Annotated in this window: 12 protein-coding genes, 1 tRNA gene and 1 other RNA gene; 2 read left to right on the top strand and 12 right to left on the bottom strand. The window is 24.7% G+C overall.

Annotated features, from left to right (window positions below; genetic code table 11):
- Positions 1 to 37: 37 nt before the first annotated feature.
- Positions 38 to 111 (top strand) — tRNA-Arg (locus tag D9V73_RS02260).
- A gap of 44 nt (positions 112 to 155) precedes the next feature.
- On the opposite strand, the gene D9V73_RS02255 is transcribed toward D9V73_RS02260, so the two are convergent.
- From D9V73_RS02255 to dnaX, 4 genes are all read right to left on the bottom strand, one after another.
- Positions 156 to 788, bottom strand: coding sequence for an adenylate kinase family protein (locus D9V73_RS02255; protein ID WP_158336659.1), 633 nt, complete (start codon positions 786 to 788; stop codon positions 156 to 158).
- A gap of 66 nt (positions 789 to 854) precedes the next feature.
- Positions 855 to 2729 (bottom strand): molecular chaperone HtpG, encoded by a 1875-nt coding sequence (gene htpG, locus D9V73_RS02250; RefSeq protein WP_158336657.1) that lies wholly within the window; start codon positions 2727 to 2729, stop codon positions 855 to 857.
- Between the two features lie 230 nt (positions 2730 to 2959).
- Positions 2960 to 3292 (bottom strand): YbaB/EbfC family nucleoid-associated protein, encoded by a 333-nt coding sequence (locus D9V73_RS02245; RefSeq protein WP_158336655.1) that lies wholly within the window; start codon positions 3290 to 3292, stop codon positions 2960 to 2962.
- Positions 3293 to 3418: 126 nt separating this feature from the next.
- On the bottom strand, positions 3419 to 4549 hold the full coding sequence (gene dnaX / locus D9V73_RS02240; RefSeq protein ID WP_158336653.1) for a DNA polymerase III subunit gamma/tau: 1131 nt from the start codon (positions 4547 to 4549) through the stop codon (positions 3419 to 3421).
- A 186-nt stretch (positions 4550 to 4735) separates the two neighbouring features.
- Between dnaX and ffs the strand changes: the two genes are divergently transcribed.
- An RNA gene (ffs, locus tag D9V73_RS02235) (signal recognition particle sRNA small type) lies at positions 4736 to 4832 on the top strand.
- A 13-nt stretch (positions 4833 to 4845) separates the two neighbouring features.
- On the opposite strand, the gene D9V73_RS02230 is transcribed toward ffs, so the two are convergent.
- The 8 genes from D9V73_RS02230 to D9V73_RS02195 form a co-directional block, all read right to left on the bottom strand.
- Positions 4846 to 6597, bottom strand: coding sequence for a SmdB family multidrug efflux ABC transporter permease/ATP-binding protein (locus D9V73_RS02230; RefSeq protein ID WP_158336651.1), 1752 nt, complete (start codon positions 6595 to 6597; stop codon positions 4846 to 4848).
- 30 nt (positions 6598 to 6627) lie between these two features.
- The gene (locus D9V73_RS02225; protein WP_158336649.1) at positions 6628 to 8358 is read right to left on the bottom strand and encodes an ABC transporter transmembrane domain-containing protein; all 1731 of its coding nucleotides are present in this window, start codon (positions 8356 to 8358) and stop codon (positions 6628 to 6630) included.
- A 261-nt stretch (positions 8359 to 8619) separates the two neighbouring features.
- Entirely contained in the window at positions 8620 to 9720 is a 1101-nt protein-coding gene (locus D9V73_RS02220; RefSeq protein ID WP_158336648.1) for a SurA N-terminal domain-containing protein, read from the bottom strand.
- Between the two features lie 124 nt (positions 9721 to 9844).
- Positions 9845 to 12187 (bottom strand): endopeptidase La, encoded by a 2343-nt coding sequence (gene lon, locus D9V73_RS02215; protein WP_158336647.1) that lies wholly within the window; start codon positions 12185 to 12187, stop codon positions 9845 to 9847.
- Positions 12188 to 12387: 200 nt separating this feature from the next.
- Positions 12388 to 13650 carry an ATP-dependent Clp protease ATP-binding subunit ClpX gene (gene clpX / locus D9V73_RS02210; protein WP_158336646.1) on the bottom strand — a complete coding sequence of 421 codons (1263 nt, stop codon included), beginning with the start codon at positions 13648 to 13650 and terminating at the stop codon, positions 12388 to 12390.
- 107 nt (positions 13651 to 13757) lie between these two features.
- Positions 13758 to 14372 carry an ATP-dependent Clp endopeptidase proteolytic subunit ClpP gene (gene clpP, locus D9V73_RS02205; protein WP_158336645.1) on the bottom strand — a complete coding sequence of 205 codons (615 nt, stop codon included), beginning with the start codon at positions 14370 to 14372 and terminating at the stop codon, positions 13758 to 13760.
- 215 nt (positions 14373 to 14587) lie between these two features.
- Positions 14588 to 15880, bottom strand: coding sequence for a trigger factor (tig, locus tag D9V73_RS02200; RefSeq protein WP_158336644.1), 1293 nt, complete (start codon positions 15878 to 15880; stop codon positions 14588 to 14590).
- Between the two features lie 245 nt (positions 15881 to 16125).
- Positions 16126 to 16452: a BolA family protein gene (locus D9V73_RS02195; RefSeq protein ID WP_158336643.1), complete on the bottom strand. Its 327-nt coding sequence runs from the start codon at positions 16450 to 16452 to the stop codon at positions 16126 to 16128.
- Positions 16453 to 16608: the final 156 nt, after the last annotated feature.

The raw sequence follows: 16608 nt of genomic DNA, 5'->3' as shown, positions 1-16608 counted from the left end.
CTTTTTATTTGTTAAAACGTATAGTAAAAAATTAATTGCGCTCTTAGCTCAGTTGGATAGAGCAACGGCCTTCTAAGCCGTAGGTCATAGGTTCGAATCCTATAGAGCGCAAAAATAATATAGTTAAGATTATCAAGTAATTAAAAATAAAAATGTTAATTTAAGATTTTTTTAATTTCGTTATTAATGTTTTGTATAGTTTGAGTTCCATCTATGATGTAATAACGATAGTTTATTTTTTTACAACTATTATTCAAATAATTTATAAGAGGTATAGTGAACTTGTTATATTCTTCTAATCTAGTTTTTATAACTTCCGTGTTATCATCAAATCTTTGAATTGAATTTGTACAATTTATATTTTTAGAACAGATCGAGTTATTTAAATGATAAGTATTTTTTGAAACAACACCTGTTCTTCTTTTTTGAATACGTTCTAATATTATTTTAGTTGGTATTTTAAGTTCAAAAAAATAATCAATACTTATTTTATTGTTTTCAATCATTTTAGCTTGAGAAATAGTACGTGGAAATCCATCGAGTATAAATCCTAAATTGTAATCTATTTTAGTAATATAACTCTGTACCAGTTCTGTAACAATTTCATCTGATATTAATTTTCCATTATATATTGTAGATTTTATTTGTTTACTTAATGGAGCATTATTATTTATTATTTGTCTCAATATGTCTCCAATAGATATTTTCGGAAGATGATATTTTTGTTCGATAAATTGAGCTTGTGTTCCTTTTCCTGATCCAGGCGCTCCGAGTAAAACAATACGCATATTTTCTCTTTTGTACCTCAGTGTAAAGAAAATGCATTTTTTAATTCTTTTCTTATTAAATTTATATTAATTACAATTTATTAAAATATTATTAATTCTAGTTATAAACTCACTAGGATTTTCTAAAGTATTTTTTTCTAATAGGATTGACTGGTCAAATAATATTTTTATCCAATTTTTAAATTTTTCTTCATTTATTTCTTGGCTGATTTTTTTTATTAATTCATGATTTGGATTTATTTCGAAAATATATTTTATTTCGGGAACAGTTTGTCCTGCAGCGGAAAATAGTTTTGCCATTTGAGTAGTCATATCGTTAGAATCTGTTATAACCATTGCAGGAGTGTGTGTTAATTTATTAGTAAAACGAACGTCTTTTATTTTTTGCTTTAATATACTTTTAATTCTATTTAATAGTTCACCTAAGTCATTATTTAAATTTTTTGGTGAGTTATCAATATTATCGTTTAACTTTTCGATTGATTCATCATGTTTACTAACTGATTGGAATTTTTTTCCATCAAATTCAGTTAAATAGTTCATCATCCATTCATCTATTTTATCAGTTAATAGTAATACGTCTATGTTGTTTTTTTTAAAAAATTCTAAATGAGGACTATTTATAGCAGAAGAATAATTATCTGCTGTAATAAAATAAATTTTTTCTTGGTTGTTATTCATATTACTAACATAATCTTTTAAAGATATCATATTGTCTATAGAATTCTTTTGCATCGAATAAAATCGTAAAAGATTTGAAATTAAGTCTCTATTTTCAGGATTTTCGGCTGGACCTTCTTTTAAAACTAGCCCAAATTGTGACCAAAATAATTTATAAGAATTTTTATCTTTAGAAAGATCGTGTAATAATTTTAATATTCTTTTAGTAAGTGTTTTTTTTAAGTTTTTAGTTAGTTGGTTATCTTGTAACACTTCTCGAGATACATTAAGTGGTAAGTTATTTGAATCAATAATTCCTTTTACAAATCGTAAATAATTCGGCAAAAATTGTTCTGCATCGTCCATAATATATATTCGTTTTACATATAGCTTTAAACCATGTTTATTTTCTCTATTCCAAATATCCCACGCAGATTTTGAAGGAATAAATAGTAAAATAGTATATTCGTGAGCACCTTCTATTTTGTTATGCGTCCATATAATTGGATCATTAGTGTCATGAGTAAGTTGTTTATAAAAATTTTTGTAGTCTTCATCTGTAATATCGGATTTTTTTAATGTCCAAAGTGCTTGAGCTTGATTAATTTGTTCCCATTGATTAGTTTGTTTTTTCTCATCATATACGTTTATTTCTATTGGAACAGAGATATGATTAGAATATTTATTAATAATGTTTTTTATATTCCATGATTCTAAAAAAAACTTTTCTTCTGGTTTTAAATATAAAATTATATCTGTTCCTCTATTTTCTTTATTTATTTTGCTTACTTCATATTTTCCCTTTCCTTCGGATTCCCATAATACTCCTTCACTTTTGTTTAAACCACCGAATCTGCTTTCTACTATTATTTTTTTAGATACAATAAATGCTGAATAAAACCCAACTCCAAATTTTCCTATTAGATTGTTTTTTTCTTGATTTAATTTATTATAAGATTTTAGAAATTCTTTTGTTCCAGATTTTGCTATTGTTCCTAAATTATTAATAATTTCCTGATATGTCATTCCTATGCCGTTGTCACTAATTGTTAAACTATTATTTTTTTTATCTATATAAACTCTAATATGCATGTCATGGTCTTGTTCGTATAGTTCTGGTGAAGAAATCGACTTAAATTTTAGCTTATCGATTGCGTCAGAAGCATTAGAAATAAGTTCTCTTAAAAATATCTCTTTATTAGAATATAGAGAATGAACCATTAGATGTAGTATTTCGTTAGTTTCTGATTGAAATTCATATGTTTTTTTGTTGGTATTCATAAATTTTCTCGTAATTAATATTTATTAATGATTGTATTTAAATGTAAGACATAATCATTATTTTATTTTTATATATTAAGTAGTAATAGATTAATTATTGTTTATTGTATAACGATAACATTTTTGATACAAAAGATAAAATTTTTTACTATTTAAATATATACATTAAATTTTAAGTATTCATATCAAAATATAGTTTTATATAAGAAATTGTATATGTAATATACGCTTTAAATAGGAATATTTAATTCGTTTGAGAATGGTATATCAGATGAAATAGAAGACATTTTTTGTTTTTGTAAATCTAATATACGTCGTATTGCATCGTTAAACGCTGCTACTATTAAGTCTTCTAGTATTTCTTTGTCACGTTGTATTATCAGAATTGAATCTATTTCAATTTTTTTACAATTATTTATTCCAATTAATGTCACTTTTACTGCTCCAGCTCCAGATTCACCAATTACTTCTATAGTAGATACTTCTTGTCGAATTTTAGTCATTTTTTCTTGAATTTCTTGTGCTTGTTTTATTAAATTATTTAACCCATTTTTAGAAAACATACTTTTTCCTATTTTAATGTAATCATAAAGAATATTTGCATTAATGATATTAATACATTATGTATAAATTTTATAACAGAATACAGGAATTTTGACGTGTTATCGAATTGACTTATATCATTATTTTTAAGTATTATTAGAAATATTTATTTTTATTGGAGTTGTATCAAGGTTTAGTGCACGTAAAAGAGTCATTTCTACTCCAATTTGATAACTTGGAGCTATGTTGAGTTCTTTTCTGCCTATTAACATAGTTTTATAGTATGATTGAATATCTATATATTTAGATATTTTTGAAATTTTACACATTATTTCGTTTTCTTCTTCGTTTTCAAAAAATAAATTATTTTTATTTATTTCTGGAAATGTTTTAAACATGGCTATTTGATATAATGATTTAAGAATTTCTATTAATATATGTTCCCAGTTAATATCGATTGTGTTTATATATTCTAATAATGATAATATTGTTTTATGATCTTTTTGTAGTAGTGCCACAATAATTTTTATTATTTGACTACTATTTAATCTTCTTAACATTTTTTCTACAATTTTAGTCGAAACTTGTTCATTTCCCATAGAAATTGCTTGCTCTGTTAAATTTAATGCATCTCTTAAGCTACCTTGAGATTCTATAGATAATAGTTTTATTGCTTGATTTTCAAATTTTATATTTTCTTGTGATAATATATGTTTGATTCGTATTAATATTTCATTGTGGTGAATTGATGTAAGCTTAAAGTGTAAACAGCGAGATAAGATAGTTTTTGGTACTTTTTCTATATTCGTTGTTGCTAAAATGAATTTGATATGTTTTGGTGGTTCTTCAATTATTTTTAAAAGAGAATTAAAACTATGTTTTGACAACATATGAATTTCATCTATTATATAAACTTTAAATCTTCCTTGCGATGGTAAATAATTGATATTGTCTAATAGTTCTTTCATATCTTCTACTTTAGTTCGTGTAGCTGCATCTATTTCAAATAAATCGATGAATTTTCCTTGTTCTATATCTTTACAATTAGAACAAGTTCTGCATGGAGCATGTGTAATTCCTATTTTACAATTCAAACTTTTTGCTAATAATCGGGAAATAGTTGTCTTTCCAGTGCCTTGAATTCCATGAAATAACCATGTATGATGTATTCGACCGAGTTTTAATCCGTTACGTATAGCAGTAATAATATATTTTTGACCAATGACATGACTAAATGTTTTAGGTCGCCATTTATTAGCTAAAATTTGATAGTTCATTATTATGAGTTTTATTTAAAATTAATTAATAATTTTAGCACAAAATGCTTTTATCAAGAATATTTTATAATATATTAGTATTGTTTAATTAATATAAATAGTTAGTATAATCTGGTTATAAAAGTAATAAAAAAGTTTGTAATTAATAAAATTTTAATATAAAATAAACTTGTAAGGAAAATTCTCTGTTAGTACTCTAGTACTGTAGTCTTAAAAAATTGGTCAGGATTGGAAAATAGCAGCCATATTGAGTAATACAGGTATTATGATTTTTCTAACAGAGGTTTTTCTTAATTTTAGATACCACTATTATTATCGTTCTGACTGTTATATATTTTCCAGTAAAATTTTTTGTTCTGTATCAGATTATCATGCGTTCCTTGTTCTACTATTTTACCATGATGAAAAACTACAATTTCATCTGCATTTTTAACTGTGGATAATCTGTGAGCAATTACAATTAGTGTAGTATGATTTTTAATTGACGAGAGTATAATTTGAATTTTTTTTTCTGTTTCTAAATCTATATTTGCTGTTGCTTCGTCTAAAATTAGTATTTTTGGATTTGAGATTAATACTCTGGCAATAGATAATAGTTGCTTTTGTCCTACAGATAGTATGTTTCCATTTTCACCTAAAATAGAATATATTCCTTTTGGCATAGATTTAACTAATTTAATTAGATGCACTTTGTTTAAAATATTCCAAACATCAGATTTAGGTATTTTTCTTCCGACAGTAATATTTTCTAAAATAGAATCGTCTAGAATAATAGGATCTTGTTGAACGATAGATATTCCATTTCGTAAAACTTTTTTACTTAATGTATTTATATTTCTTCGATCTAAATAGATGCTTCCATTTTTAATAGGATAATATCCCATTAAAAGTTGTGCTAGAGTACTTTTACCACTACCTGTATGTCCTACCAATGCTATGAATTTCTTTGAAGAAATATTTAGGTTAATGTTATTTAGTGTATTTTTACAGTTATTGTCATAGCAAAAATTTAGATTGTTAATGTATATTTCTCCTGTTTTTAAGTTAACAGTATCTGTTCCATATTTTTGTTTAGTAGTATCTATTAATTCAAATATTCTTTCCCCTGATACTATCGCTTGTTGTAAGATAGATTGTTGAGATGCAATAGTTATTAATGGCTCATTTAGACGACCTAAATAAGTAATAAATGCATATAATGTTCCAATTTCAAAAAATCCTTTTGGATACAATCCAAATAGTAGAATTAGTCCACATAATATGATAGTTGAAAAAAGATTAAGTAACGGTCTTAACAAAAGTGCATCTAATTTTAGTATATTCATACGAGCTAAATAATGTAGTTTACTGGTATTTTCTATAGAATTTTTAAATTTTGTTTCTAATCCAAATTGTTGTATGACATTAATACCATTAATTACTTCATTAAAAATATTATAAATTTTAGTAACATATTTTCTGACTTTTTTTAGAATTGGTTTACTGTAATACTGATATGATAATGTTATAATTAATACTAATGGGAACATAGTAATTGCTATACTAGCCATTCTCCACTCTAAAGTGAACATAGTTATTAAAGTAACACTAATTAGTATAATACTTCGAAATAAGGTTGAAATGAAAGTTTCGTATAGTTCTTTTATAACTTCTGTATCGTTTGTAACACATGAAATTAATTGCCCTGCAGGTTGTTGATTGAATTTATTTATAGGCAGGTCTAAAGTTGATGACATTACATTAAAACGAAGTTTTTCAATAATTTTTATCGATATTTTATTAAATATAATATCTTGAAGATAGTTAAATATAGATGATATGATTTGTAGAAGTATGTAGATAACGATGGTCATTAGTAATACAGAAATATGCATTTGATGCGTGACTAAACTATTTTGTATAAAATAACTAATTAATACAGGACCTAATACTTCAAATATCGATGCTAGTAATAAACAGACAAATCCTAATATTAAATGTTTTTTATAATTTTTTCCATAGCATAATAATCGTTTTAATATTGGCCAAAAATGTATCAAATGCTTCATTTCATAATATTTCCTTATTGTTTTTTAACTTTATAATGTTTTTTTATGTAAATACATAGAATAATACCATTTTTTTTTCTCCATAATCAGTTTTTCATGTTTTCCTTTCTGTATTATAGTACCGTTTTTTATAACTATAATTTTATTTGAATTAATTAGTAGTGGCAATCGATGAGTACAGATAATTATTGTACATCCCTTTTTTTTAACAGTTTGAAAATTATTTAATATTTTTGATTCAGTTTCTCCATCTACAGCAGATAAAGCGTTATCTAAGATTAATATTTCTGATTTTGATAATAATGCTCGAGCAATAGATATGCGTTGTTTTTGTCCTCCAGATAACATTACTCCACGATCTCCAACTTGAGTATTATATCCATACGGAAATTTAATAATATCTTTATGCAGATCTGATAGATAAGCTACTTCTTCAACCTCTTTTTTAGAAGCGTATTTTTTCCCTATTGCAATATTATTAAAAATGGTATCTGAAAATAAAAACGTAGTTTGATCTACTACTGCAATTTTTTTTCTCCATTCTGTTATTTTAAACTTAGAGATTGGAATTGAATTATATAATATATTTCCATTTGATATTAAAAATTGTTGTTGAATTAGCTTTAATAATGTACTTTTTCCTGATCCCGTTGGACCACAAATACCAATAGTTTGTCCTTGGTATAATGAAAAATTAATATTTTTCAATATTATGGTTTTGCATTTATAATAGTAGAATTGTTTAATATTAATATGTAATTTATTAAAGTATATTGGAATTTGTATATGTTTTTTTTCTTCTGGAGTATCATGGTTAAGAATTAGTTGTATTCGGTTCCATGCTGCACTTCCTCTTTCTACTATATTAAACATCCATGCTAAAGCTAGCATTGGCCAAATCATTAATCCGAGATACATTATAAAACTAGTTAATTGTCCCATACTAATTGTTTTATTCCAGAATAACCATCCCCCAATTATAATTGCTAGTAAATTAGATAAGGATACAGATAAATGTATGATAGGATCAAATATAGCATCGATTTTTGCAACTTCAGCATTTTTTTTTCCTAGACATGTTAACATATTATAAAATTTTTTTATTTGATATTGTTCTAAACCGAAAGCTTTGATTAAGTTCATGCTATTTAAACTTTCTTGTGTACGATTATTTAAATTAGAAAATGCTATTTGGGATTGTTGAAAATTTTGGTGTATTTTTTTTCCAACCTTATTTATCATGATAGCCATGATTGGCATTGGAAGTAGAGAACATATAGTTAGTTTCCAATTTATTTGTATAATCATAACAATTAAAACAGATAATCCCATCACTAAAGAGTCGATGAGTGTTAATACTCCTTCACCAGCTGCAAATACGACTTTATCTACATCATTAGTAATGCGTATCATTAAATCACCAGTTTTATATTTTAGATAAAATGTTTGATTTGTTCTACTAATATAATCATAAATTTTTATTCTTAGTTCCATAGCAAGTTTATATGCAGCTCCAAATAGAAAAATTCTCCACATATACCTAAGAACGTAAATTATTAGTGCAATAAATAAAATTATTAATATCCAAATAAAAATTTGGTTTCCACGGATTTCCTCTTTTATGATAGAATCTATTAGAAATCCTACTAGTCTTGGTGGAAATAATTGTAATATAGAAATAAAAATTAATAGAATAATAGCTATTAAATATTTTTTCCATTCTCTTATGAAATACCAACTTAGTTGTTTAAATAAGTTCACACAAACATCCTAGCAGTTAAATTAAAATATTAGATGTGTACATAATTATAAAACATTTATATTTAAGTTAATTTTTATTTTGTATTTGACAATTTAAAAATTAATTTTATAAAAAATTTTTAATTTATTTTAATAATTTAGCAGAAAATTGAGATGTTATGTCTTATATTGATTTCAATATTTTATGTTTAATGTCATGAATTTTTTTGTTTTAATCTTTTGAAAAATTATTATAGATTTAATTTATAAAATATATATATTTTAATTTATTTCGAAAATATTTTCGAAGCTATTTAATTTTCCATATGAAATAGTGGATTTCATATATAAGTCGTTAAGAATAGAATTTAGTATCATGTTGAGATTATGTTGGAATAATTGTGATAAAAGCGCTTTTTTTTGTTGTTTAGAAAATTTTATATGTATTATTTTATAGAATTTTACTAGTGATAAGTTATTGTTATTTTTAATGATAAAAAAGTAAGCATTTTTGTTCTTTTTAGGAGTTGGAAGACTAAATATTAGTTTTGCTAGCTTATTAAAATGGAATTTAGAAAATAATTGTGGCTTTTCGAACTTTAGATCTATTTTTTTTAATAGTTTGTTTGGTTTGTCATGAAGTGCATTTATTATTTTTGTTATCATTAGAGAATATTTAATTCTATTTGTTTCAATTGCAATTTTATTGTTATAATTATTAATGTTTTTTTTTGTTATTTTAGTACTATTTGTAATAATAAATTTTTTAAAAACGTGAAGAATATTTATAGGAGCAATTTTTATTACTCTAATTTGTGATAGTGATTTAATAAAGTTATTAGTTTCTTTTTCTAACGTAAATATTGAATTAGTAATAAAATAAATAAATTGTTTTATTTTTAAATGCGTTTTTATTTTATTAACATATTCTTTAGTACTAATGTTTAAATTGTGAAGAACAGAATAATATTTATCAACGTTAAAAACATTGTTTTTTTTAAAAATTATTTGATTATGTATATAATACTTAACATCTGCATCACTTACAGATATTTTTAATTTATGTATATATTGTTTTAGTAACGTTTCATAAATTATATCGGATATTATTTTTTTATATATTTTTGATTTATAAAAATTGTTGTATGATTTATCTAAATTATTTAAGTTTAGTTTTTTTTTGAGTTGTAGTAATTCAATAGAATATCTTTTCAAAAGTTCTTCTGAATTTATTTCATCATCATTAACTTTTATAACATAATGGTTTTTATTAATGAATGGATAATAATTCATTTTTGTAAAAATTAATGAAAATGTAATTATAATAAAAAATATTATAATAATTATGTTAGAAAATATTAATTTTATTTTTTTTTTGGTCATCTCGGTAGTTTTACATGAATAATTATGTAGTTTAGCTTTCAAGTATCGTGTATTTGGACTGGCAATAATATTTTAATTCTTTGCCAGTCTATTTTATATTTTAACAGTTTTGTTCAAAAAATTTTTATTTTATTAATTCATAAGGTATGCGTTCTAATGATAAATTTAATACTTCTTCAATATGCTTCACAGGATGAATACATAATCCTAAAAGAACGTTTTTAGGAATTTCTTCTAAATCTCGTTTATTATCATAGGGAATTAATACTTTTTTAATACCGCCTCGATGAGCAGCTAATAATTTTTCTTTTAATCCTCCTATAGTTAAAATTTGTCCTCTAAGAGTAATTTCTCCGGTCATAGCAATATCTGATCGCACTGGATTATTTGTGAGGCAAGAAACTATTGCTGTACACATCGCAATACCTGCACTAGGACCATCTTTAGGTGTAGCACCTTCTGGAACATGGACGTGAATGTCATGTTTTTCGTGGAAATTGTGTTTGATGCCTAATTTATGTGCTTGAGATCTTACTACAGTTAATGCAGCCTGAATGGATTCTTGCATTACTTCTCCTAATGATCCAGTATAAATTAATTTACCTTTTCCTAATATGCAAGCAGTTTCGATAGTTAATAGTTCACCTCCAACCTCAGTCCATGCTAAGCCAATTACTTGTCCAATTTGGTTTTTATTAATTATTTTTCCATAATCAAATCGTTGAACGCCAAGATAGAAGTTTAAATTTTCGCTATTAATTTGTATTTTATTTAATGATTTGTTTAAAACTAGAGTTTTAACACATTTGCGACATATTTTTGATAGTTCACGTTCAAGATTTCTTACGCCAGCTTCGCGTGTATAATATCTAATTATATTGATAATAGCAGAATCTTTTATTTCAAGTTCATTTTTTTTTAAGGCATTTCTTTTTATTTGTTTAGGTTTTAAATAAGATTTTGCTATATTTAGTTTTTCATCTTCAGTATAGCCAGAGATTCTAATAATTTCCATCCGATCTAGTAAAGGTGAAGGAATATTTGTAGAATTAGAAGTAGCAATAAACATGACTTCGGAAAGATCATAATCTACTTCTAAATAGTGGTCATTAAAAGTTACATTTTGCTCTGGATCTAATACTTCTAATAAGGCAGAAGATGGATCTACTCGAACATCACAAGACATTTTATCTATTTCATCTAACAGAAAAAGTGGATTTTTTACTCCTGATTTTGCAATTTTTTGAATTAATTTACCAGGCATAGAACCTATGTATGTTCTTCTGTGACCTCGTATTTCTGCTTCGTCTCTAATCCCTCCTAATGCCATTCTAATATATTTTCTTCCTGTTGCTCTTGCTATAGATTGTCCTAGAGACGTTTTGCCCACACCAGGTGGTCCTACCAAACATAATATAGGTCCTTTCATTTTATTAATTCTGCTTTGAACTGCTAAATATTCGAGAATTCGTTCTTTTACTTTATCCAATCCAAAATGATCTGAATCAAGAATGGTTTTAGCTTCTTTGAGATCTTTTTTTATTTTGCTTTTTTTATACCAAGGTATTTGTATCATCCAATCTATGTAGCTTCTTACTACTGTAGCTTCAGCTGACATAGGTGACATCATTTTTAATTTATTAAGTTCAGATTCTGTCTTTTCTTTTGCTTCTTTTGGCATTTTAGAAGATTGTATTTTTCTTTTTAAAATTTCGTTTTCGTCTAAATTTTCGTCTATTTCTCCTAGTTCTTTTTGAATTGCTTTTATTTGTTCGTTTAAATAATATTCTCTTTGACTTTTTTCCATTTGTTTTTTAACACGATTTCGAATTCGTTTTTCTACATTGAGTAAATCAATTTCAGATTCCATGATTGCCATGAGATGCTCTAGTCGATCGTTAACTCGATATATTTCCAAGATAGATTGCTTTTCAGATAATTTAAGTGGCATGTGCGTAGCAATTATATCTGATAGTTGAGCGGCATTATCAATATTAGATAAAGAATTTAATATTTCTGGTGGAATTTTTTTGTTTAGTTTTACATACGTTTCGAATTGATTTAATGCTGCTCGAATTAGAACAGTTTGTTCTTTATCTGAAATATTAGGAGTAATAATTAATTCTATTTGTGCAATAAAGTAATCTCCGTTGTTTTTAAGTTGCTTTATATTTGCACGTTGTAATCCTTCTACTAGTACTTTAACCGTTCCATCAGGTAATTTTAGCATTTGAAGTATAGAGGCTGTTGTTCCAATGGTAAATAAATCGTTATTGGTGGGATCGTCAATATCCGATTCTTTTTGTGCAACTAACATGATTTTTTTATTATTTATCATAGAAGCTTCGATACATTTTATAGATTTTTCTCGTCCTACAAATAACGGAATAACCATGTATGGATAAACTACTACGTCTCTCAATGGTAAAACAGGAATTTCAACGTATTCAGAACGTTCTGGATTCATAAAATTCTCTCTCTTGATTTCAATAATATTTTAAAATTTTTTAAATTATATTGAAAAATGACTAATATATAGTTTAAAGTTATGATAAGTTTGAACATTTCGGTATGATAATTCGATATTTAATTTTAATAAGTTACGGCAATAAAAATAAAAAATATAATTTTATAAAAATTAGGAATTTATAAGTATTGATTAGATACTCATTCAGAATCGCATTTTTTATAAATTATTTTTGGTGTTATTTTCCCATGAACTACTAATTTATCAATTATTATTTTTTCAACATTCGTCATAGAGGGTAATTTATACATTATATCTAGTAGAACATTTTCTATTATTGAACGTAATCCGCGTGCTCCTGTTTTTCTAGATAAAGCTTTTTTTGCTATGGATTTAATTGCATCTTGATGAAACTTTAATTTTACCCCCTCGATATCAAATAGTATTTGATATTGTTTTATCAACGCATTTTTAGGTTGACATAACGTTTGTATTAATGCTGTTTCGTTTAGTTCATGTAACGTTGTAAGTATAGGTAATCTTCCAATGAATTCTGGAATTAGTCCAAATTTCATTAAATCTTTAGGTTCTACTTTTTCTAACAGTATGTTTTTCGTATATTGTTGTTTGTTTTTATTTGTTTTCGCATTGAATCCAATCACCGATTTTGTTTCTATTCTTTGGGAAATAATTTTCTCTAATCCGGAAAATGTTCCTCCACATATAAATAAAATTTTAGAGGTATCTACTTTAAAAAATTCTTGCTGGGGATGTTTTCTTCCACCTTGCATAGGTACTGAGGCTATAGTTCCTTCTATAAGTTTTAATAAAGCCTGTTGAACACCTTCTCCAGAAACGTCTCTAGTTATAGAGGGATTACTAGATTTACGAGAAATTTTATCTATTTCATCTATGTAAATGATACCTCGTTCTGCTTGTTTTATATTATAATCGCATGTTCTTAATAATTTTTGAATAACGTTCTCAACATCTTCTCCTACATATCCAGCTTCTGTTAAAGTAGTAGCATCAGTTATAGCAAATGGGACATCAAGAAATTTTGCTAATGTTTCAGCTAGTAATGTTTTTCCACTTCCTGTAGGACCAATAAGTAAAATATTACTTTTTCCTAGTTCGACATTGTATTTTGAATTTAAATTTTGAATCCGTTTGTAATGATTATATACTGCTACGGATAAAATTTTTTTTGTTTTTTTTTGTCCTATTACGTAGTTGTTAAGATAATTATTTATTTTATCTGGAATTGGTATATTATATTTATCACTTTCTATAGATGTTTTTTTTTCAATTTCCTCACAAATAATATTGTTACATAATTTTATGCATTCATTGCAAATATAAACTGATTGACCTGCTATTAGTTTTTTTACTTCTTTTTGATTCTTACCACAAAAAGAACAGTATAGTAGCTTGTTATTGTTTTCTTGAATGTTATCTGTCATTATTTTTCCTTATATCATTTAATTGAGCACAAGAATCTTGCAAGTTATTTGTATGTTATAATTTTAGTATTAATAATACAGTTATCATTAGATTATTTGAGAAAAATTTATTTTCGATGATATAAGATAGAATCGATTAATCCATATTCGACTGCTTCTTCAGAAGAAAGAAAACAATCTCGTTCAGTATCTTCTTCTATAGATTTTAGGTTTTTACCGGTATGTATAGACATTAATTGGTTAGTTCTTTTTTTAATTTTAATAATTTCTCGAGCATGAATTTCGATGTCTGAAGCTTGTCCGTTACATCCTCCTAGAGGCTGATGAATCATAATTCGTGAATTAGGTAGGCAAAATCTTTTTCCTTTTTTTCCAGAAGCAAGAATTAATGCTGCCATTGAACAGGCTTGTCCTATACAAATTGTATTAATATTTGGTTTTACAAATTGCATTGTATCGTAAATAGACATGCCTGATGAAATTATTCCTCCTGGTGAGTTAATGTATAAAAAGATATCTCGGCTTGAATTTTCAGATTCTAAAAATAGAATTTGAGCTACTATAGAATTAGCTGTGGTTTCTTCAATAGTTCCAGTTAAAAAGATGATTCTTTCTCTTAATAACCTGGAATATATGTCATATGATCTTTCTCCGTAAGAGGTTTTTTCTATTACCATAGGAATCAATAACGTATTATTTTTTATTTCATTATACAATGACATAATTATCTCCATTATGTATGAAATGAATAAGTACTGTTTTAACATATTAAAATAGTTGTTTTTATAATTGATTACTTTAATTAACTACAAATTTTGTTAATATATATTTATTTTTTTAAGGTAATAAAAGAAATAAATTTATTTTTTATGAAATATAAGTCATGAAATTAAGTTTGCATTTAATATTAATGACTCATACAAAATAAGTTTTTATGTCATATATTGATATTATTTAATTCGTTTATAGCTTCGTAAAAACTATAATTATTTTTATGCTTAATTGATTTTTCTAATATTTTAGAAACAACTTGATTTTCTAGATCTATGTTTTCAAAATATTGTTTGATGTTTGTATTGTTATTGTACAAATTAATTAGTTTTGTAGCTTGATTATGTGATTTAGACATTTCTTGTATTAGTAATATTATTTTTTTATAATCAGGTTTTAAAGAATTTTCTTGTATAAATTGTCTTAATAAGATAGTAGTAAAAACTTGATGTCGCGCTTTTGAAATGAGATTTTTTTGATGAATAGTTCTAAAAACATTTTTTTTATTTTTTTTATACGTATTTATTTCTTTCTTTTTCAAAATTGAAAAAGTATTTTTGATTAATGTGGATGGAATGTCTATTGGATTAGATTTCATTAAATGTTTTATTATTTGAGATTTTATATAATTTTTAATTATTATTTGTGCTTGTTTTTGTAGCATGATTTTAACAATATCATATTGTTTTTGGTTTAAATTAAGTTCATCGTTTTTACTTTTGAATAATATTGGTTTAAGTTTTTCAACTTTTTTTATGATTATTTTTATTCTAGCTGTTTTTCCTGCTATGTCAGTTTCGTAATGATCTTTAGAAAATTTAACATTAATAAGAAAAGATTCATTAGTTTTGTGATTTAGAATCTCTTTTTCTATTTCAGGTAAAATCTCATTATTTCCAATAATAAATTGAAAATTGTATAAATTATATTTGCTTAAATCTTGGTTAATAGTATGGTGGATACAAGTAATCGTAACTTTATCATGCAATTTAATAGTATTATTCACTTCTATCCAAGTGTTTTGTTTTAAAAAATCTCTTGCATATTTTTTTATATCTTGTTCAGTAATGTTAATGACTGGTATATTTACAGTACATTCTTTTATATTAATTTTAAATTTTGGATATATTTCGAATTCTATTGAATAATTTAAATCTTTTTCTTTTTCATATTGGTTCAAAATGAATGTAGGTGACCCAGCTATATTAAAGTTTTTTTGTCTTATTTCATTTAAAAAATATTTTTGCATTAATTTTTTTAATACGCTTTCTTGAATCTTGTTTTCATACTTCTTATTTAAAATATGTAACGGCACTTTTCCTTTTCTAAAGCCATTAATATGTGTGGTATTATTTAGTATAATTAACTCTTCTTTTATGGATTTTTGTATGATATCGTTTGGGATAGTAATGTTAATACTTCGAAATAAACTTTTATTTGCTTTAACTTCTAGTGTCATTTGTCTACCTCAAAATACTTTAATATAGGATTGAAATATTTGATTGTAACTAAAATTCTTTTAATAGTGTGTTCATTATGAAATGTTTATTTACTTTAATAAGAAATCTTTTATTTAAATGAAATTTATTAGGTCGAGACTAGAGATATTTATATGTGGACTATTCAAAATATAACAGTTTTATACAATTACTGTTGTAACCATTATGAATATATAATTATATAATATTTGTTTTATCTAATGCATTAGTTGTTATTAATTTTATGAGTATATTGTGTACATATAGGAGAAATTAAGTTTGTTTTAATTTTTTCTTTCCATTCATTAATAGTATATGTGTATAACGCTAGTCCATGAATTTTATATCTAGAAATATACGTAGATAATAAATGGTATATTTTTCGATGTCTTTGTAATAAGCTATATTTAACGAAATCATTACTAACTATTATAATTTTGAAATGTGAATGATTTGTTATAAATTTTGAATGTAATTTACTTTCATTTCGAATTTTAATAACTTCTATTTGAAATGTAGATGTTAATATACTTTTTATTTTTTTTGTTATCATTTTTATTTGTATTTAATTTTAATGAAAAGCTTATATGATAATATACGTATTAAGTACAAAATGTTAAATAATTTTACTATAATTATCAATATAATTTTTTATAATATGTATAAACTATGTAAATTTTAATGTATTTATACGCTTTAATATTTTATA

Source organism: Buchnera aphidicola (Melaphis rhois) (genome assembly GCF_005080745.1).
Lineage (GTDB): Bacteria > Pseudomonadota > Gammaproteobacteria > Enterobacterales > Enterobacteriaceae > Buchnera_B > Buchnera_B aphidicola_AT.
Note: the sequence above shows the minus strand (reverse complement) of the source record. Positions and strands in the feature narration are given on the sequence as shown.